Annotated in this window: 19 protein-coding genes and 1 pseudogene; 9 read left to right on the plus strand and 11 right to left on the minus strand. The window is 44.0% G+C overall.

Going from position 1 to position 20,403, the window contains the following annotated elements; genetic code table 11:
- Window positions 1-147: 147 nt before the first annotated feature.
- From NI464_RS02675 to NI464_RS02695, 5 genes are all read right to left on the minus strand, one after another.
- The gene (locus NI464_RS02675; protein WP_253137708.1) at window positions 148-795 is read right to left on the minus strand and encodes a DUF2238 domain-containing protein; all 648 of its coding nucleotides are present in this window, start codon (window positions 793-795) and stop codon (window positions 148-150) included.
- An 89-nt stretch (window positions 796-884) separates the two neighbouring features.
- The gene (gene purB / locus NI464_RS02680) at window positions 885-2,273 is read right to left on the minus strand and encodes an adenylosuccinate lyase (protein WP_253137709.1); all 1,389 of its coding nucleotides are present in this window, start codon (window positions 2,271-2,273) and stop codon (window positions 885-887) included.
- A gap of 54 nt (window positions 2,274-2,327) precedes the next feature.
- Window positions 2,328-3,059 (minus strand): high frequency lysogenization protein HflD, encoded by a 732-nt coding sequence (gene hflD / locus NI464_RS02685; protein WP_005107369.1) that lies wholly within the window; start codon window positions 3,057-3,059, stop codon window positions 2,328-2,330.
- 7 nt (window positions 3,060-3,066) lie between these two features.
- Entirely contained in the window at window positions 3,067-4,206 is a 1,140-nt protein-coding gene (mnmA, locus tag NI464_RS02690) for a tRNA 2-thiouridine(34) synthase MnmA (protein WP_253137710.1), read from the minus strand.
- Window positions 4,207-4,210: 4 nt separating this feature from the next.
- Complete coding sequence (locus tag NI464_RS02695; RefSeq protein ID WP_129717535.1) at window positions 4,211-4,696, minus strand: NUDIX hydrolase; 486 nt, start codon at window positions 4,694-4,696, stop codon at window positions 4,211-4,213.
- Between the two features lie 155 nt (window positions 4,697-4,851).
- Between NI464_RS02695 and NI464_RS02700 the strand changes: the two are divergent.
- A pseudogene (locus tag NI464_RS02700) lies at window positions 4,852-5,783 on the plus strand (IS5 family transposase).
- Window positions 5,784-5,915: 132 nt separating this feature from the next.
- Here NI464_RS02700 and NI464_RS02705 read toward each other — a convergent pair.
- From NI464_RS02705 to NI464_RS02720, 4 genes are all read right to left on the minus strand, one after another.
- Window positions 5,916-6,446 (minus strand): gamma carbonic anhydrase family protein, encoded by a 531-nt coding sequence (locus NI464_RS02705; protein WP_004730083.1) that lies wholly within the window; start codon window positions 6,444-6,446, stop codon window positions 5,916-5,918.
- A 111-nt stretch (window positions 6,447-6,557) separates the two neighbouring features.
- Window positions 6,558-7,706, minus strand: coding sequence for a D-alanyl-D-alanine carboxypeptidase PBP5/6 (gene dacC, locus NI464_RS02710; protein WP_004646537.1), 1,149 nt, complete (start codon window positions 7,704-7,706; stop codon window positions 6,558-6,560).
- Between the two features lie 128 nt (window positions 7,707-7,834).
- Window positions 7,835-8,215: an MCR_0457 family protein gene (locus NI464_RS02715; RefSeq protein WP_005104587.1), complete on the minus strand. Its 381-nt coding sequence runs from the start codon at window positions 8,213-8,215 to the stop codon at window positions 7,835-7,837.
- 161 nt (window positions 8,216-8,376) lie between these two features.
- On the minus strand, window positions 8,377-8,748 hold the full coding sequence (locus NI464_RS02720; RefSeq protein WP_004279733.1) for an MCR_0457 family protein: 372 nt from the start codon (window positions 8,746-8,748) through the stop codon (window positions 8,377-8,379).
- A gap of 111 nt (window positions 8,749-8,859) precedes the next feature.
- Here NI464_RS02720 and surE point away from each other — a divergent pair, with 111 nt between their 5' ends.
- From surE to NI464_RS02735, 3 genes are all read left to right on the plus strand, one after another.
- The gene (surE, locus tag NI464_RS02725) at window positions 8,860-9,648 is read left to right on the plus strand and encodes a 5'/3'-nucleotidase SurE (RefSeq protein ID WP_004279734.1); all 789 of its coding nucleotides are present in this window, start codon (window positions 8,860-8,862) and stop codon (window positions 9,646-9,648) included.
- Between the two features lie 94 nt (window positions 9,649-9,742).
- A complete protein-coding gene (locus NI464_RS02730) occupies window positions 9,743-10,573 on the plus strand; it encodes a peptidoglycan DD-metalloendopeptidase family protein (protein ID WP_004279735.1) in 831 nt (276 codons plus the stop codon).
- 91 nt (window positions 10,574-10,664) lie between these two features.
- Window positions 10,665-11,594, plus strand: a complete 930-nt coding sequence (locus NI464_RS02735; RefSeq protein ID WP_004279736.1) for a LysR family transcriptional regulator — start codon at window positions 10,665-10,667, stop codon at window positions 11,592-11,594.
- 59 nt (window positions 11,595-11,653) lie between these two features.
- Here the strand turns inward: NI464_RS02735 and NI464_RS02740 are convergent, their stop codons facing one another.
- Window positions 11,654-12,865, minus strand: coding sequence for an aspartate aminotransferase family protein (locus NI464_RS02740; protein WP_004646541.1), 1,212 nt, complete (start codon window positions 12,863-12,865; stop codon window positions 11,654-11,656).
- 160 nt (window positions 12,866-13,025) lie between these two features.
- Between NI464_RS02740 and grxD the strand changes: the two genes are divergently transcribed.
- Window positions 13,026-13,367, plus strand: a complete 342-nt coding sequence (gene grxD / locus NI464_RS02745; protein WP_253137711.1) for a Grx4 family monothiol glutaredoxin — start codon at window positions 13,026-13,028, stop codon at window positions 13,365-13,367.
- Window positions 13,368-13,455: 88 nt separating this feature from the next.
- Here grxD and NI464_RS02750 read toward each other — a convergent pair whose 3' ends face one another.
- Complete coding sequence (locus NI464_RS02750) at window positions 13,456-16,083, minus strand: Lon protease family protein (protein ID WP_420914102.1); 2,628 nt, start codon at window positions 16,081-16,083, stop codon at window positions 13,456-13,458.
- A gap of 198 nt (window positions 16,084-16,281) precedes the next feature.
- Between NI464_RS02750 and NI464_RS02755 the strand changes: the two genes are divergently transcribed.
- The 4 genes from NI464_RS02755 to rpmE all read left to right on the plus strand — a co-directional run bounded on the left by NI464_RS02755 (window position 16,282) and on the right by rpmE (window position 20,398).
- The gene (locus NI464_RS02755; protein ID WP_005266937.1) at window positions 16,282-18,450 is read left to right on the plus strand and encodes an AmpG family muropeptide MFS transporter; all 2,169 of its coding nucleotides are present in this window, start codon (window positions 16,282-16,284) and stop codon (window positions 18,448-18,450) included.
- A 1-nt stretch (window position 18,451) separates the two neighbouring features.
- Complete coding sequence (gene gloA, locus NI464_RS02760; RefSeq protein WP_004279741.1) at window positions 18,452-18,853, plus strand: lactoylglutathione lyase; 402 nt, start codon at window positions 18,452-18,454, stop codon at window positions 18,851-18,853.
- Window positions 18,854-18,997: 144 nt separating this feature from the next.
- Entirely contained in the window at window positions 18,998-19,978 is a 981-nt protein-coding gene (locus NI464_RS02765; protein WP_004646546.1) for a bile acid:sodium symporter family protein, read from the plus strand.
- Window positions 19,979-20,173: 195 nt separating this feature from the next.
- The gene (rpmE, locus tag NI464_RS02770) at window positions 20,174-20,398 is read left to right on the plus strand and encodes a 50S ribosomal protein L31 (RefSeq protein WP_004279743.1); all 225 of its coding nucleotides are present in this window, start codon (window positions 20,174-20,176) and stop codon (window positions 20,396-20,398) included.
- Window positions 20,399-20,403 lie beyond the last annotated feature (5 nt).

A 20,403-nucleotide genomic window follows, 5' to 3' on the forward strand; every position in this document is an offset into this window, starting at 1 on the left:
AACTCATTGAGATGTGTCATAGTATTCGTCGTTAGAAAACAATTATTGTGACATTATTTCAATGAGTTATCTATTTTTGTCGTGTACAGAGTGAATGTAATTAAATGCGTGATCCAAAACTTTAATTCAATTGATCTTGAATGAATTTCAAAGCTCACTTCGGTGAGCTTTTTTATTGGTCGATATCAACTGCAGACCGCCTGTTATCGCCGCGCCAATCGTAGCAAGCAAGATGTCTTTGTGTGCATCCCACATATCACCTTGTTGTCCATTATAGTTTTCCGCTTCCTCAGGAGATAAACCAATGGCAATCAGCCATTCCAGCCATTCATAGAGCATGCTGCTGGCCACCACAAACTGAATCACCAGTAGGAAAATGACCACGGGTTTTTGCTGCGGCAACCAGACCTGAAACAGGCGATGGAAAACTGGATAAAGTAATAATCCATAGGTCAGATGGACAAATCGGTCGAACATATTGCGTGACCAGTGCATGGCTTCATTCAGATTAAAGCCAAAAATCTGTTCGATCCACTGGTTATAGGGCACATAAGTATACAGATAGTGCGCAGCAATCACATGAACAATCAGAAAAAGAATATATAAATTAAAACTTAAAAAATTCAGCCCGATTTTATACAGGCAGATGAGCAGCATGATGATCATGAAAACTGTGCCTGCTTGATGCAAGAGATAAGCTTCCAGTTCTAAAGGACGAATACTGGCAAGCAAACTCGCCAGAATTAAAATGCTCAGGCTTGTGTAATGTTTGGCGGAAAGTCGATGATCAATCATGTCGTTATTATAAAATATCTTTTTTAGAATAAAACACATTATAAATAAAAAGGCGAAGCCTGAGCTTCGCCTTTTCGTCTTATTGCAAATTAGATTTTAGCAATCAGCTCAGCTACTTGTTTGGCTTGGTCAGCAGCATTACCTGTGTAAGTGGCAGGAGTCATTTCTGCTAAACGCGCACGATCAGCAGCAGGAACAGCTTCCAACTCGTTACCATTTACGAAATCAACCATCATGTCGCGAGTCATGGCTTGACCACGAGTCAGCGCTTTCAATTTTTCGTATGGTTTTTCAACGTTGTAACGACGCATTACAGTTTGAATAGGCTCAGCCAATACTTCTTGCGCATTATCTAGGTCTTCATTGATACGCGCAGCGTTCAACTCAAGTTTGCCAATACCTTTAGAGCAAGCTTCAAAAGCAATTAAGCTTTGCGCAAAACCAACACCCATGTTACGAAGCACAGTCGAGTCAGTCAGGTCACGCTGCCAACGAGAAATTGGCAGTTTTTCGCCTAAGTGGGCAAGTACCGCGTTTGCAATACCCAAGTTACCTTCAGAGTTTTCGAAGTCAATCGGGTTAACTTTGTGCGGCATGGTTGAAGAACCCACTTCACCTTCTTTCAGTTTTTGCTTGAAAAAACCAAGAGAGATATAGCCCCAAATGTCACGGTTAAAATCGATCAGAATAGTGTTGAAACGACGTAGCGCATCAAACAGTTCAGCCATATAGTCATGTGGCTCGATTTGAGTGGTGTACGGGTTGAAGTCTAGACCCAAAGACTCTACAAATGCTTGTGAATGCGCAGGCCAGTTGATGTCTGGGTAAGCAGAGTAGTGCGCATTGTAGTTACCGACTGCACCATTGATTTTGCCCAGTAGCTCAACATTTTTGAACTGTTTGATTTGACGTGCAAGACGGTAAGCCACGTTCGCCATTTCTTTACCCAAAGTCGTCGGGCTTGCAGTTTGACCATGTGTACGAGACAACATTGGCTGGTTCGCATGCTTTTCAGAAAGTGCAACGATTGAATCAATGATTTGCTGCATAGATGCGACCAGTACATCACGACCACTCTTCAACATGAGGGCATGTGACAGGTTGTTAATATCTTCAGACGTACATGCAAAGTGAATGAATTCACCGGCATTTTTAAGTTCTTCAATACCAGCGATTTTTTCTTTCAGGAAATACTCAACCGCTTTAACATCGTGGTTAGTGGTGCGTTCGATCTCTTTGATGCGATTAGCATCATCTTCAGAAAAATCGCTCACAATCGCATCAAGCGCTGCATTAGTTTCGCCTGAAAACGCCGGTACTTCAGTAATTTCCGGGTGGTTTGCAAGCGCTTGTAACCAACGCACTTCAACAGTCACACGAGCATGGATTAAACCAAACTCAGAAAGAAAAGGACGTAGAGCATCACATTTGCTCGCGTAACGTCCATCTAATGGAGAAAGTGCAGTTAAAGCGTTCATATCGATTCCTTAGATTTTGGAATTAAACGTAAAACGAAACACGTGCAGCATCAGTCAAACCACCTGAAACTGTAAACGCGCCAGATTCTGAATATCTTGTAGTAACTTGCGTTTGCCAAATACCATGCCCCAAGAGCTGCCACCGAGCTGGCGCCACAGATGCGCCATTTGCAAACCGGTAAATAAGGACGCACGAATACGGTTGGTGTGTCCGGCATCTTTAAAGGCTTCGGCATTGCCACGTACCATAATGCGCGGATTAATCTGTCCGGCCGTATCGACATAGGTTTGAGCGAGATTGGCAATGATGCTGGGGTGCAGGTAATTATTATCAAAGAAAGAAAGCTGTCTGAGAATTTTCTGTTGGGACTGTTCAATAATTTCAACAAATTTGGGGTTGCTATAGACCTTCTTTTCTAATTGAAGAAGTGCCATTGCATAGCTCATGGGAAGTTTGGTGCTGGAAAGTTTTGGAATTCTGGATTTTGGAGAAGTATTGAAGGGTTGAATAATGCTGCTTTCTAATGTTTTTAAACCTAAGGAAATATCGGCCAGTTGATTAAAAAAGTCTAGGGTCTGGGCATTTTGATTACTGCCGGGACGGATATTAAGACTGGCTCTAATCAACTGTTCAAAATAAAAGTTACCACTTTCACCAATGCTTTGCTGACCCGTCAATGCTGTCATATGGGTTAGCTGGGTGGCCTGAAACACACCCGCTAATGCCAAAGCACGATTTTGACGAGTATTCAACGTTGTGGCTGGTTGAAATGGTAACTCCGTCATGCCGAATTCATCCTTTTATAAAATCAGGTTTAGGCGCATTGGTATGATGAATCACACCACCTCCTAAACAAACTTCACCTGAATAGAACACCACGCTTTGACCTGGGGTCACTGCACGTTGAGGTTCATCAAACTCAACACAAACACCATTCGGTGATTCTGAATCTTGATACACAGTACATGCTTGATCAGTCTGACGGTAACGGGTTTTGGCTGTGCAACGGAAACCTGTTTCAGGAATATCCTGCTCACCTGCGACCCAGTCAATCGCTTCAGACCAGAGCATAGTGCTTTGCATGAGAGGATGTTCATGGCCTTGACCGACCACCAGACGATTGCCTTCGATATCTTTATGCAATACGAACCAGGCACCTTCAGCAACGCCTTTCATACCGCCAATACCAATACCACCGCGTTGACCGAGCGTATAGTACATTAAGCCGTGATGATCACCAACCTCTTTACCATCTTCCAGCACGATTTTTCCGGGTTGAGCAGGTAAATATTGCTTTAAAAAGTCATTAAAACGACGTTCACCAATAAAACAGATCCCAGTCGAGTCTTTTTTCTTGGCCGTAACCAGATCTAATTCTTCTGCAATTTTACGGACTTGTGGCTTTTCAATTTCACCAACAGGGAACAGGGTCTTATTAATTTCACGACCATGAACCGCATGCAGGAAATAAGTCTGGTCTTTGTTATTGTCCACACCACGCAATAAAGGTGCATATTCTTCACCACGTGAGTTGGTCATGGTTTCACCACGACGGCAATAATGACCCGTCGCAATAAAATCTGCACCCAGATTTACTGCGTGATCGAGAAAGGCACGAAATTTAATTTCTTTATTACATAAAATGTCTGGGTTTGGCGTACGGCCAGCTGCATATTCCGCCAGGAAATGTTCGAATACGCGATCCCAATATTCCATGGCAAAGTTTGCGGTATGCAGTTTAATGCCGATTTTGTCGCAAACGGCTTGTGCATCGGCAAGATCCTCCATCGCCGTGCAATATTCTGTGCCGTCATCTTCTTCCCAGTTTTTCATGAAAAGACCTTCAACCTGATAACCTTGTTGAAGTAAAAGGGCAGCAGAAACAGATGAATCTACACCACCTGACATACCGACGATGACACGTTGTTGCATAGGATTAGGCATCCAAATTTGAAATTAAGGGAGAATTTTGGTGCTCGTAAATGAGCGATAAAGGATATTTTTGACCTGAAAGCGCATCTTGCACGGCTTTAATCACCAATGGACTACGCGCGCGAGCAGATCCAATCAGTTCATCGAGCGTCATCCAGACTGCGCCGACAATATCTGTATCTAAAGTGGCATTTGGGTCATAGTCAATGGATTTGGCTAAAAAGCAGAAACGAAAATATGTACGATCCGGGAACATCGGTGGGGTATAAGTATATATCCCTAAAAGATGAGTTACTTCAACCGTATGTCCGGTCTCTTCCATGGTTTCACGAATTGCGGCTTCGATAATGGTTTCACCGCATTCCACATGACCTGCTGGCTGATTAAATACCGTGTGTGTCACACCTTCTGTATGTTCTTCTACAAACAAGAATTTTCCGTCTTTTTCAACGATAGTTGCGACAGTGACATGAGCAGTCCAAGCGGTCATAAAGCAGCACCATGGAAAAGGATGCACTATTGTATAAAATTTTAGGGTGTGTGGCTATGTTGAATGGGGAATTCTTTAAAGGAGTTCTTTTAAAGATTAACGGCTTTGTTGCACAAACCTATCTGTAAAGGCTTTTTCAGCGATATAATTTTCAAATGAAGAAGCCTACACACAAAATCTACCGCACAACCAATTGGCCCGCATATAACCGAGCACTCATGAGTCGCGGAAATATTGCCATTTGGTTTGATCCTGCTACGCAATGGTATGCGCCATCAAAAGGCAAACAAGGGCGAAATCAAACCTACTCCGACGCAGCCATCCAATGCTGCTTAATGATTAAATCCTTATTCCGTCTATCTTTACGTATGGTTACTGGCTTTGTGCAAAGTCTGATTAAACTTTGCGGATTAAATTGGATAGCTCCAGATTACACCACGCTTTGTAGAAGACAAAAGCATATTGATATTGCAATCAGCTACCAAAAAAGTAGCGATGGGCTGCATCTACTCATGGACTCTTCAGGCATGAAGTTTCTAGGTGAGGGCGAATGGAAGCGCAAGAAACATGGACCTGAATATCGTCGCCAATGGCGTAAACTTCATATTGGTATAGATGCTAAAACCCTACAAATACGAGCAGTTCAGCTTACAACCAATAATGTCAGTGATTCACAGGTGCTTGGTGATTTACTTAATCAGATTCCACAAGATGAGCAGATTGACTCTGTTTATACCGATGGAGCTTATGACACCAAGCAATGCCGTCAGGTCATTGCAGATCGGCAAGGGGATGCGGTGATTCCACCTAGAAAAATGCGAAACCATGGAAAGATACAAAGAGTAGCTCGCTAGAACGAAATGAATTACTTCGAACAGTTAAACGTTTAGGCAGGACACTATGGAAAAAATGGTCAGGCTATCATCGGCGAAGTTTGGTAGAAACCAAGATGCATTGCATTAAATTATTGGGCGATAAACTGAGTGCAAGGAGCTTTCAAAGCCAAGTGAATGAGATCCATGCACGTGTAGCAGTCCTTAACAGATTTACGGAATTAGGTCGACCACTTACCCAAGTTACGCCTTAAATTTGGCTCAATTAGGGGCGCTTTGCATTTCAAATCTTTGTGCAACAAAGCCGACTGAGATTATGATTCACGCACCGCATCGACACGTTCTGAAATTCATTTAACATGAAATCTCTTATGCGAAACTGAGCATTATTTATAGTTATTTGAAACTTTCACATAATTTTGTGCAGAATATGGCAAGAATGCCATTTCTTTTTCAGTGAGCGGACGCGCTTTTTTGGCAGGGCTGCCCACATAGAGCCAACCACTTTCCAAAACTTTGCCCGGTGGAACTAGTGTACCTGCACCAATCATCACATCATCCGGAATGATGACATCATCCAGAATAATGCTGTTAATCCCGATTAATACGCGATTACCAATCGTACAACCATGCAATGTCACATGATGGCCAATCGTGACATCTTCACCAATGATCAAAGGCGAACCATTCGGTTTATCGGCTTTTTTATGACTGACATGCAACATGGCATGATCCTGAACATTCGAGTTTTTACCAATCCGGATCGAATTAACATCACCACGAATCACGGCAAAAGGCCAGACAGAGACATTTTCAGCCAAGACCACATCGCCGACCACGATTCCCATCGGATCGATATAACACGATTCATCAATTTGTGGAGTTGTGTCTAAATAAGAACGAATGTTTTGGCTCATGGTGATCTGCTCATTAAAAGTTTAAGGATCATGTGCATAGTATAAAATAAAAAGCACCCATCTGAATGAGTGCTTTGGTCTTAGTGCTAGACTAAAACAGTCTATTTAAACTTAGAACAAGTTTGAGAAGAATTGTTTAATGTGGTCGAGCATACGTGCGAAGAAACCAGCTTCTTCAACCGCGTTTAAAGCCACCAACGGTTTTTCTGAAATTACTTTACCATCCAGAGTCGCTACGTATTTACCTACGACCTGACCAGGCTGTAAAGGTGCAGTCAGTTTAGGCTGAACCACCAGCTGGGTTTTAATCGCGTTGGCCTGACCTTTCGGCATAGTCACATTAAAGTTTTCAGCAAGACCGATCTGAACTTCATCTTCCTTACCAAACCAGACTTTGGCTTTAGCAAGTACCTGTTTAGCCGGTTGAACATTTTTGGTTTCGAAGTTTGCATAACCCCAAGCCAACAATTCACGTGTTTGTGTCGCACGTTCCTGCATGGTTGGTGCACCAAAAATCACTGAAATCAAACGCGTAGGACCGCGTTTTGATGAGGTAGTCAAACAATAACCAGCTTCATCAGTGTGGCCAGTTTTTAAACCATCTACACTCGGATCAGTATATAGCAGGGCATTACGGTTACCTTGCTTGATGCCATTAAAGGTAAATTCTTTTTCCGCATAAATCGGATAATACTTAGAACTGTCTTTAATGATGTGTTGTGCCAGCGTTGCCATATCTTTGGCAGTTGAATAATGACCTTCAGCCGGCATACCGGTTGAATTGATAAAGCTGGTATTGGTCATGCCAATACGTTTAGCTTCCTGGTTCATCATATGTGCAAAGGTACCCTCGTTCCCTGCAATATGTTCAGCCATGGCTTTCGATGCATCATTCCCTGATTGAATAATAATCCCGCGAAGCATTTCAAGTGCAGTTGCCGTACCATTTAAAGGTACATACATACATGATTCCGCGCTACTGCCGCGACACCATGCTGACTCGTTCATGCGCACTTGTTCATCTTCAGTGAGTTCACCGCTCAATAGTTTTTGTTCGATGATGTAACTGGTCATCATCTTGGTCATTGAAGCAGGGGCTAATTTTTCATTTTCATTTTTTGAAGCGAGAAGTTGCCCTGTCTCGTAGTCCATTAGCACGTAGGATTTATTATTCAATTCTGGTGGTGCAGATAGGACAGTTGCTGCAAAGCTAAAACTAGGAACTAATAATAATGCAGCAAGGGCAGTTTTTTGGGTCATTTCTAGTGGGTTCCTATATCTTGATGTAAGCACGAAGAGCCTAGCATTTTAGGACAAAGCTAGGCTGACTTCTATGGGAAACCCGGTCTTATTTCAAAAGTATTGTAAGTTATCGGCAGAAAAGCAGCTTAATTGTTATAGGTGGTTAATTCATTACAAATCACCTGATTTTTTTTCTTGCCGGCTTTCTTGGCATCCGATTGTGCTTCGGCCAGAATATTGCGGAAATCGTTCTGTTTAGCCATCTGGTTTAAGCTTTCAACCGGATTACGCTGGCCCGGCATATACTCAGTCACCAGCTTGGTATAACCCTGATTAAACTGTGACTTGTCTTTGACCATGCTTGGACAGATTTCTGAAAGAACATAAATGGCTGCCAGTTCCTGTTTGGTCACTTGCTGAGTTGGGGTAACATTAATGTTTTCATCGGCTGCAAATGCAGAAGTTCCCAAAAGAGTGGCGGCAGAAATTGCGCAGAATGTTAAAGCTTGGAATATTGGATTTTTCATTGAAAACTCAAAAAGAAGATTTAGAACAATAATTTGCCTAGCTTAAACTTATTTTTGAAATTGAAAAGTGGGAAAATGTAGCGAAGCTGTAGAATTATGAATAAATCTGTAAGAGAAAATAAGACGATGTTTACACCGTCTTATTTGAAAATTTAGCTGGCTTAGCCTTGGTAGTTTAGCATTTCTTCACAGACAGTTTTCTGCTCGTCTGAGCTGGTTTGCTTTGCACCCTGACGTGCTTCTTCAAGTAAAGATTTATATTCACTGTCTGCCTGTAGCTTTTGATAGCTCATGCCTTTATCTGAGTAGTCTGCAAGATAAGACTGGATCAATTGTTCAACGGTGCTGTTAAATTTTGGATTTTGACCAATGATTGCCGGGCAAACTTCAGCCATAACCTGTGCTGATGCAATATCTTCTTTTACAATGGTATTGTTTTCTTCAACAGTCAGATCGTTTGCCATAACTGAAGGGGAAATAAATGCTGCCAAGCTTAAAGTGAGAGCGCTAAATAAAGAGAATTTTTTAATCATCTTGAGCCACATATTATAAAGATGGATGTCGAGCAATAAATATATATAATTCCTGCACTAATACAATGAAATGTCCTAGTCAGTCATTTTTTAGCGTAACGAGATTTTTTAGTGAATATTTTAGTTTCAAATGATGATGGGGTGTTTGCACCCGGTATTCAGGCTTTGGCGCAAGCGCTAAAGCCTTTGGGGCGAGTGGTGATTGTGGCACCGGAAAGTGAACGCAGTGGCTTTTCTAGTGCCTTAACTTTGGACCGCCCTTTACGCCCAATCCAGATTTCTCCTGATGTCTGGGCGGTTAATGGGACGCCGGCAGATTGCGTTTACTTGGCTATGAACGGGCTATTTGATTTTGAATTTGACCTGGTGGTTAGCGGGATAAATAGCGGCGCAAATCTGGGAGATGATATCTTGTATTCCGGTACAGTCGGGGCGGCCTTTGAAGGTCGTTTAACTAAACATCCTGCGATTGCCGTATCACTGAGTGGGCCGAATGTACGTGGCTATCAGCAGCCTCAGGATTATCAGTTGGCCGCCGAATGGGTGCATGATTTTATTGCTCGTGGTTTGCCTGTTCTGCCTGAGCGACATATTTTTAATATCAATATTCCAGATGTAACTGAATTGCAGGGTGAAAAAGTGACATATCAAAGTCGCCGCCGTCAGTCTAAACCGGTGACGAGTCATATAGATCCGCGTGGTCGTCAGGTATTCTGGATTGGACTCTCAGGAGAAGCAGTCGCAGACCCTAAGCCAGGATTTAACGAAATTGATTCGGACTTCTCTGCGGTCGCCAATGGCTATGTCAGTATTACCCCGATTCAGATGGATGCCACCAATTATGAGAGTTTGCGGAATTTGCAAACACAATTGGCAGAAAATGCGTCCTTAGTGTTATAACTTTGTGAAAAACTCGCGATTGCAAGTATATTGCCGTAAAACTTTGCTAATCTTAACGGAATTTTGCAACCGTATAGCATTAGAGAGGAAGATAATGTTCTTGGTGTTACCGAAATGTGTCGTAGCTTCGCCTGCAACCCTGATTAAAACCCTCGTTTTATCGACCGTTGTTATTTCTACAGGAGTAATTACCGGTTGTGCCACCAAACCCCAGGTGAATAATGCAACGCGTTATGCAACAGCTCCTGATTTCTATACGGTGCGTTCAGGAGATACATTGAGTGGGATTGCAGCACGTTATGGACTGAACTATATCAGTGTCGCAGAGATGAATGATATCAGTGCGCCGTACCGGATTTATGTCGGACAATCGATCCGCCTGAAAACCCATACTACGCGCCGTAGCACCAGCACCCAAGCAGTGACTCAGGCAGCGCCAATCCAGCGTCAAACAATTGCAGTGCCTACACCGGCACCGGTGACACCAGCAACGACAGTACAAACCACACCACGCGTCAGTACATCTGCACCTGTAACGCCAGTATCTACTGCAGCAGGTCTACGTTGGGTAAAACCATCGAATGGCGCGATTCTTCAGCAATACAATTTAGCTTCTAATATCAAGGGCACCCGCTATAGTGGCAATGTCGGTGATCCGGTATTTGCAGCAGCAGACGGGCAGGTGGTGTATGCCGCTGATGGCCTGAAAGAATATGGCAATCTGGTGTTGGTAAAGCATATCAATGGCTATATCACCGCTTATGCACATAACAGTAAATTGAATGTGAAAAGTGGCCAAAATGTAACGGCTGGTCAAAAAATTGCAGAAATGGGATCAACTGGTACAAACCGTACCATGCTTGAGTTTCAGGTGCGCTTAGACGGCAAACCTATTAATCCTACTGCAGTTTTACCAAACAATTAAATAAATAATGCAAAGTGTAAATTTCGCCGTATAATACAATAAGTTGCTTTTATCAAATGATGAAGCACCTCATAAGTTTAGAGGGAAATTTATGTTAGATCAACTTCGAGCAATGGGTGTCTTTGCTTGCGTTGTGGAGAAGAACTCGTTTAGCGGTGCTGCCCGTGAATTAGGGATTACGACCAGCGCCGTCAGTCAACAAATTCGCTCGTTAGAACACGATATGGAAGTCGTACTTCTAAATCGTTCGACGAGAAAATTAAGTCTGACCGAAGCGGGACAAGCTTTTTTCCATAGCTGTCAAGAAATGTTATCTGCTGCTGAGCGCGGTAAAGTCCGGATCAATGAGTTACGTGATGATCTCGTGGGTGAGCTGCGTATCGTTTCTTTGCCAGAATTATGCGCGAATCATGTGATTCCTGCACTTTCTCATTGGATAGCTGCACATCGCGGCTTGGCAGTACATTTAGAAACAAACAATCATGAGGTTGATTTGTTGGATGGGCGGGTTGATATCGCCCTAAGATTTGAACAGAAAAATGATGAGCATAATCTTCAGGTTGTGCCATTGATGCAGATTGAGCAAATTCTGGTGGCGACACCGAGTTATATTAATCAAAGCACCATTATTTCGAAACCTGATGATCTTAAAAATCATGAGGTCTTGCCTTTAACGCATCTTAAAAACCATCAGTATTATCATTTCCAACATGTGAATACTGCAGAAAAAGCCGAGTTTGAACTGAAATCCCGTTTCAGTACCAATAACGGTTTGGTTGCAAAATCGATGTGCTTGCAGGGTAATGGGATTGCCAAGGTTTTATATCTTGATGCTAAAAAGGATTTGCTTAACGGTACTTTAGTTGAAGTTCTGCCTGAATGGAGACTGCCATCGATTACACTGTATGCGGTTATTCCGAAACGTGAACAACAACCGACAAAAATTCTTCGTTGTCTTGATACCCTGAAACAATATTTTAGCCAGATCTCTGGCGGACGTATGTTACAAAACGCATCATAGAGTACAGAATAATAAAAAAGCCGCTTTAGAGCGGCTTTTTTAATTTTTAGGCTAGGGCTTTATGCCAAATAAGCTTTGATCATTTTTACCAGACGTTCGATCAACTGGTCTGCCTGCTCCTGGGTAATATTCAGGGTAGGCAACAGACGAACGACATTGCCTGCAGTGACATTGATAATCATCTTGTATTCATTGCGTGCAATCGCAACCAGATCACCACATTCTTTTGGTAATTCAATCCCGATCATCAGACCGAAACCACGTACGATGACATTTTGATCTGCCAGTTTGTTGCGTAGCTGGTCAACGATATAAGCACCTTTTTCAGCCGCATTCGCGACGATATTTTCTTTTCGCATAATATCGAGAATGGTATAGACCACACGCGAACCCAGTGCTGTACCGCTATAGGTAGAACCGTGATTTCCAGCAGTTAATACACCGACGCCACGACCTTGGGTCATGACTGCACCAATCGGGAAGCCATTTCCTAAGCCTTTGGCTGTGGTCAGTACATCCGGAATAATATTGGTGTGCTGATAAGCAAAGTATTTACCGGTACGGCCATTACCAGTTTGCACTTCGTCCAGCATCATCAGCCAGTTATGCTGGTTGCAGATTTGGCGAATTTCTTCTAAATAGCTGAAACCTTGAGGTGCGGTATTGACACCGCCTTCACCCTGAATAGGCTCAACCAAAATCGCTACGATATCCGGGTGATTGATTGCCGCTTCTTCAATCGCTTCGATATCACCAAAAGGTACACGGACAAAACCTTCAACCAGTGGGCCAAAGCCTTCCTGCACTTTTTTATTGCCTGTAGCAGATAAGGTGGCCATGGTACGACCATGGAAAGACTGGTCGGCAACAATGATTTTAGGCGATGCAATGCCTTGCATATGACCAAATTTACGTGCAATTTTGATTGCACCTTCATTTGATTCTGCGCCACTGTTGGAGAAAAATACTTCTTCCATACCTGCAACTTCAGCCAGTTTCTGTGCGGCAGCGGTTTGCCAAGGCACTTCAAACAGGTTGCTGGTATGAATCAGGGTCGCTGCCTGTTCAGCAATCGCTTCGGCAATGACTGGATGCGCATGGCCCAAACCGCATACCGCAATTCCGGTTAATGCATCTAAATACTCTGTACCATCTTCGGTATAAAGATATGCACCTCGTCCTCGGACAAAGCTGATCGGTTGACGGCCAAAAACAGGCATCAAATGAGACGGTTGATCAGTTTGTACCGGTGCGAGGGTAATATTATTCATGACTAACTCTTAACTGTTAGGTGGAAAGAAAAACTTATATAAGCAAAAACCCGCTCAGATTTAAAGGGTAATTGTAAATAAAATTGGAATTATTGCTTTAGACATACTGTTTTGCCTGGATTTGGGTATAATGCGAGACAGATGAGTTGAGGATTTATCAATGACTGAACAAGCACGCGATACCGAAGCGTTAATTCGTGACCAAATTGCAAAACACGCAGTACTTCTTTACATGAAAGGCACACCGCAATTTCCACAATGTGGTTTTTCTGCACGTGCAGTAGAAGCACTCAGTCAAATTGGTCGTCCGTTTGCTTATGTAAACATTCTGGAAAACCAGGACATTCGCGCGATGTTACCACAAATCGCCAGCTGGCCGACATTTCCACAGCTTTGGATCAATGGTGAGTTGATCGGTGGTAGTGATATCATGCTCGACATGTTCCAAAAAGGTGAATTAAAGCCTTTAGTTGAACAGTACAGCCCGGCAGCTGATGCTTAATTTTGTATTAAATTAAGTTCAGATGTGAAAAAGCGCTTCATTGAGAAGCGCTTTTTTTATCTCTATTTTATCTGGAGCAAGGTCAGAGTTAATCCTCTGTCGCTGCATCCGGCTTTTCAACTGTCGAAGCATCAGCTTCAACTTCAGTTTGTGGCTCGACGATTTGCTTCTTGTCTTTTTTTTTCTTCTTCTTTTTCTTTTTCTTCGGCACTTCGACCAGTTCGGCACCATCTTCAATCGCTTGCCAATAATCCAGCTGTGCCATTACTGCGGCATAGATTGAATTTTTGCTATAGCGACCTTTTTTATTCAAGGTGCCGACAGGACGTGCCATCAGGATTTCCAGCGCCTGATCAATGGTATCAATCGCGTGAATATGGAACTGACCTTCTTCCACAGCAATGGTGACATCTTTACGCAGCATCAGATGTTGCATATTTTGACGTGGGATAATTACACCTTGTTTTCCTGTCAGACCTTGTAACTTGCAAGCATCAAAAAAACCTTCAATTTTGGCATTCACACCACCTACCGGTTGTACTTGTCCCAGCTGGTTCATGGAACCGGTAATGGCCCAGGACTGATCAATCGGTAACTGGCTGATAGCAGATAACAGGGCAGAAAGCTCCGCGACTGTGGCACTGTCACCATCGACCTGACCATAACTTTGTTCAAAGGCCAGTGCAGCAGAGAAGTGCAAGGTCTGTTCACGGCCGAAATGTGCTTTCAGGAAAGACGACATCAGCAACACGCCCTTGGCATGTAAGGAGCCACCGAGTTCGACACTGCGTTCGATATCCAGAATATCACCGCCACCTTGGTAAACCGAAGCAGTCAGACGTGAAGGCAGACCAAACTCAACATCAGCATAGTGAATGACGGACAGGGCATTGATTTGGCCCAGACGATGGCCGCGGGTTTCGATCAGTTGAGTACCACGAGTCAGATCTTGCCAATACAGTTCACGTAAATAGCCGAGACGATATTTACGGTGATCCAATGCGGTGTTGATATGTTTTTCTGAAACCATCTTGTCACCGGCCTGGAAGGCATGATGATGTGCTTCACGGATCAGATCGCCCAGCGTAAGAGCATGTAATGACAATGAACTTTGATCTTCGGCTTGACGGCTGGAATCTGTGAGCAAGGCGGCTAAAGCAGAACGGTCAAAAGGCAATAATTTATCCGATTGCACATAGTCGGCAATCAGCTGCATATAAGCCTGCTCGTTATTGTCATTACGTTGTAATGTATCGGTAAAATCGGCACGGATTTTAAAGATGCTGCCTAGCTCTGGTTCAAGCTCTAAAATTTCATAATAGATTTCAGGCTCAGCCAGCAAGATGACCTTGATATTCAGGGGAATTGAGGCAGGTTCAATCGAAATACTGCCGGTCAGCGTGATCATATGCTCAAGTGAAGACAGTTTTAAATGCCCCGATTTAAGCGCGCGCTTCAAGCCTTGCCATGCATACGGCTGTTCCAGCAATTGTTCCGCTTCCAGCATCAGGAAGCCGCCATTAGCTTTATGCAAGGTACCTGGACGAATCAAAGTAAAGTCCGTGGTAATCGTACCATTTTGAGTCAGTTGTTCCACATGACCCAAAAGGTTGTAATGCGTTGGAAAATCTTCAAAGATCACCGGTGCGCCACTGTTCGGCTTATGGGTAATAATCACATTGGCCTGATAACGTGCGGGAACGCGACTGAACAGTGCCGGAGTGAAGTCATCTTCTTCCTGTTCCAGCACAATTTCGACATTGTTGATAATGTCTTCGGCATAGTATTTCAGGTAATGTTCCAGACCTTCGACATGTTTGAATTTCGCCAGAATCTGTTCGACTCGCGGCAAGACTACCTGCTTGGCGATATCGCGGTTCAGGATCTGTACGCGATCGCGTGCATCATCTTCCAGATCACCCAGATGCAAACCCAGACGTTCCAGTTTCTTGTCCATATAACGCATGTTGGACGCTAATTCGGCACGATCTTTGTTGCTTAAGGCATTCAGATCTTCCTGAGACATTTCCTGTAATTTGTCATCAATCAGATGCACAGGGACAAAACAGTGCTCATCATGTCGTGAGATTAGCTTCAGATCCAGTTCTGCGCCTTCTTTGGTCAGTTCGATGAGCGCCTGCTGCTGCTCATCCCCAGTTTCCTGACGAATCATTTCAATGCGGTTGTGATAGGTCTCTGCAGTAAAACGGCGCTCAAGCTGCTTTAGAATCGTTTGCCAGCTTTGATTTAACATGGCTTGGAATTTTGGACCTTGACCTGAGGGCAGTTCTAGCGCAATCGGCTGACGCTGGTTCTGAAAGTTATTGACGTACACCCAGTCATTCGGGGTTTCCATAGTTTTGGCGTGCTGTTGCAGCAAACGCTTCACCATGGTGCGTTTTCCGAGTCCTGCTGTACCGACAGCAAAAATGTTATAGCCGGAATAAGGCAGGGCAATCCCGGCCTCAACTGAGGCGCGTGCGCGATCTTGGCCCAAAAAGTTATTCAGGGGCTTGATCCGTTTGGTTGACGCAGGAATTTTTTCTAAGTTTGGAATGTGCGTCAGCTGGGTGGATGTTAACCGGGTATGGTCCAGAGTATTTTTAATTTCGCTTTGTTCAAATGCAGAGATAAGTAAATCTGAGCGGATTTTTTGTGGAGTTGTGCTGGTGTTGCTGGCAATAGAAGAATTAATTTGATCGAGTCTCTGGGTCACTGTTGAAAATCCAAAACGAAATATTACGTTGATGAGAGTTAAGGTATACAGATTTACTTGAAAAATTCAAGCCAACATGTCGCTTTTGCCAGAAAATAAAAAACCGGAAATGTGATAAATATATAAATCTTGTTGAAAGATACGCTATTACAGGATTGAATAGCAGCAATTGGTTTTTCTGCGGAAAATAATAAAGCAATGACAACACAAACGACGGGTTGGAAATCCGCATTTACAGCATTTTTAGATCGACGTGCATTGATCATGCTGTTCTTGGGATTTTCGGCTGGTGTGCCGATTCTTCTGATTTTTTCCAGTCTGTCTTTATGGTTAGGTGAGGCCGGAATCAGCAAAAGTGCAGTAACTTTCTTTAGCTGGGCCGCATTGGGCTATTCGTTTAAATTCGTCTGGGCACCGCTCATTGATGAACTGCCAGTCCCATTTCTGACCAAGGCTCTGGGGCATCGTCGTGCCTGGTTGCTGATTGCGCAGATTCTGATTGTCTGTGCCATTTCAATTATGGCCTTTTCTGATCCGGCTTTGGGTGCAACACATTTACAGCAAATGGCGCTCGGTGCAGTCCTGCTTGGTTTCTCCGCAGCAACACAGGATATTGTGATTGATGCCTACCGGATTGAACTGGCGGAAACCCAGATGCAGACCGTATTGGCCGCCACCTATAATGCCGGTTACCGGATCGGGATGATCGTGGCCGGTGCTGGTGCCTTGTTTCTGGCAGCCTATTTGGGAACTGCGAAAGGCAACTATATCTATGATGCCTGGAAATGGACTTATCTGGCCATGGCTGCCGTCATGCTGGTCGGTATTATCACCACACTGTCCATTCGGGAGCCGCAGGTTAACCGGGTACGCAAACACTATGTGCGCAGTGATTATTTCCGTTTAGTTGCGGTGTTTTTTGTGGCGGTGATCAGTTTTGTTCTGAGCTATATCTATTCGGGCAATCTGGTGGCCAGCATCACCGAACAATTCGCCATTCAAGATACCTTTGCCTTGTTCTGTTTTGAAGCTTTGCGCTTTGTTGGCTCGGGTGCAGTGGCCTTTGCGATTGGTGCAGGCTTGGTAAAAATGGGTGCGGTTAACAAGCAGATGGCCTATGAAACCTGGGTCAATCCGGTTGCAGATTTCTTTAAGCGTTATGGCTTGAAACTTGCATTGGTGCTGTTATTGTTGATCGGTTTTTATCGGGTTTCCGATATTATTGCCGGCGTCATTTCCAATGTGTTCTATCAGGACCTGAATTTCAGTAAAGAACAGATTGCCGAGGCCGTTAAAGTCTATGGGGTGATTTTCTCTTTAGTCGGTGGTTTCCTTGGCGGGCTCTTGGCCCAGAAGATGAACATCATGAAACTGATGTTTGTCGGCGCCGTACTGGCCTGTTCCACCAACCTGATTTTTATCGGACTGGTCAAGTCTGGTGAAAAACTGGCAGCTGTCGAAGTTAAAGCCGGTAATCAGGTTTATCAGGCAGAGACCGATGAAGTAGGTTACTGGAAGCTGGATATCCCAAGTGCAGTGCTGGCGCAGAGCAAACAGCTGCAAGTCTCAGCCGCTTATCTCAATACAGATAATACCAATCAAGCGCCTGTGCAGGTCAATATGCCATATTTGACTGCACAACAGGGCAGCACTCAGTTACAGATCCTGCCGATCACCAGTGACAATACTCTCACCGCAGCTGAGCAGGACAAGACCATTGTGGTGCGCGGCCAGTATGTCGGTGAAGCACTGCAAGAAAATCAAAAGATTGTTTTGCAAATCAATGATCAGAATATTGAGGCAAAACTGGAAAGTGAAGGCGTATTTACTGCCGCGATTCCTGCACAGCAACTGATTCAGTCACCTGCACATATTATCAGTGCAGTCTTGATGCAAGATGATCAGGCACTTCAGCAAACCACGCATGTTTATCAGGTCAATGATCAGTTGGCTAGTACCCAGAATCTGGATGTCGATATTCAGCCCTTGGCAGTGGTGGATGGCAACAGTTCAGATACAGTCGAAGTCAGTGGTAAGGTAATTAAACCTTATAGCGACAAGTGGCTTTATTTTGCTATTATTGTCGACAATCTGGCTGCTGGGCTGGCTGGTGCTGCGTTTATTGCATTCTTGTCGAGCTTGACCAGTGTGTCTTTTACCGCTGTTCAATATGCGATTTTTAGCTCACTCATGACTTTGACCCCTAAGATTTTAGGCGGATATTCGGGTACTATAGTCACCAATATCGGTTATCCGAATTTCTTCCTGATGACTACTCTAATCGGGATTCCGATCCTGATTCTGGTGGTTTGGGTCGCAAAACTGCTCGGTGAACACCAACAACAATCTGTACAGAAGGATGATTAATATGCGCATGCTGCATACCATGTTACGTGTAGGCAATTTAGAACAATCTCTCAAGTTCTATACTGAAGTACTTGGCATGACTTTGCTTCGTAAGCGTGATTACGAAGAAGGCCGTTTTACCCTGGCTTTTGTCGGTTATGGCGATGAAGAGAATCACACCGTACTGGAATTGACCCATAACTGGGATACAGACAGCTATGAACTGGGCAATGCTTATGGTCATATCGCGATTGCAGTTGATGATGCTTACAAGGCTTGCGAAGAGATTAAAGCGCGTGGCGGTAATGTGGTGCGTGAAGCCGGTCCGATGAAAGGTGGCGTGACTGTAATTGCATTTGTAGAAGATCCAGATGGCTACAAGATCGAGCTGATCCAGCAAGACAACAATGCACGTAATAACTAAGTGTGATGTAGCGAGATATATGAAATGCATTCATGTATAGATGAAAATATTACATCAATCTGAGTGCATAGCATGGGCCCGGCATCTGTTAAGATAGCCGGGCATTTTTATATCAAACAATAAAATCTGAGGGATTATAGAGATATGCTTAAGTTCTTGGCATTGGATCGGTTTACGATACTGTTGTTTGTGATGGTTTTGCTGGCCAGTGTGTTGCCAGTTTCGGGGAAGGCGGCTGAAGTCTTTGGCTGGGTGACGACAGGAGCGATCGCCATCCTGTTTTTCCTGCACGGCGCCAAACTGTCTCGTGAAGCTGTGGTGCAAGGCATTATGCACTGGAAATTGCATACTTTAGTTTTTGCGCTAACTTTTGCCCTGTTTCCGATTCTCGGGCTTTTGGCCAAGCCGATTTTATTACCCATGCTCGGACAGGAACTATATTGGGGTTTCCTGTTTATGTGTTTCCTGCCATCCACCGTGCAGTCCTCGATCGCCTTTACTTCAGTGGCTCATGGCAATGTCGCCGGGGCGGTATGTAGTGCCTCTTTTTCCAATCTGATCGGTATGTTTATTACCCCATTATTGGTGGCATTTTTTATTCTCGGTCAATCTGATCATGGTTTTGATCCGACTTCTTCGATTATCCAGATTACACTGCTGCTCTTGGTACCGTTTATTTTAGGACAGATTCTGCGTCCATGGATCTATCCGCAAATGATGAAAATGCCAAAAATCGTCAAGGTCTTCGATCAAGGCTCGATTTTACTGGTGGTGTATGGCGCTTTTAGTAGCGCCGTAGTGGCTGGTCTGTGGAATGAGGTGAGCCTGAGTACCTTGTTGCTGCTATTGCTGGCTTGCTCGGTGTTACTCACCATTGTGATGTTATTATCACTTTATATTCCACGCTGGCTGGGCTTCAGCCGCGCTGACCAGAAAACGGCATTCTTTTGTGGTTCTAAAAAAACCCTGGCCAGTGGAGTACCGATGGCGCAAATTTTATTTATTGGCCAGCCGCTGGGCATGATTGTCCTGCCGATCATGATTTTCCATCAGATTCAGTTGATGGTCTGCGGGATTATTGCCAATCTGTGGGCCAAAGAGGCTGGATCAGAAGCTGAAGAATAATTCGCATATTGAATTCGTTTCACGTATAATGACGCCCACTTGTTGTGCTTAGCTCTGACGGTATCCGTCTCGGTGGGCCAAAAGAATGGTCTGTTGTGGTGTTGATCTGCATGAACGATGTTCCTGCTTCCTCATTTGAGAGTGATCAATAGCGATGACAGCTAAACCTTCTTGAATCTAATGGAGTAATCGACGATGCGCGCCGATATTCACCCAAAATATGAAACTTTAGTTGCTACTTGTTCATGTGGTAACGTAATCGAAACTCGTTCAGCTCTTGGTAAAGAAACTCTTTATCTAGACGTATGTTCAGCTTGCCACCCATTCTACACTGGTAAGCAAAAGAACGTTGACACTGGCGGTCGTATCGACAAGTTCAAACAACGTTTTGCTGGTATGTCACGTTCTGTTAAACGTTAATACCC

Source organism: Acinetobacter lwoffii (assembly GCF_024129685.1).
Lineage (GTDB): Bacteria > Pseudomonadota > Gammaproteobacteria > Pseudomonadales > Moraxellaceae > Acinetobacter > Acinetobacter lwoffii_X.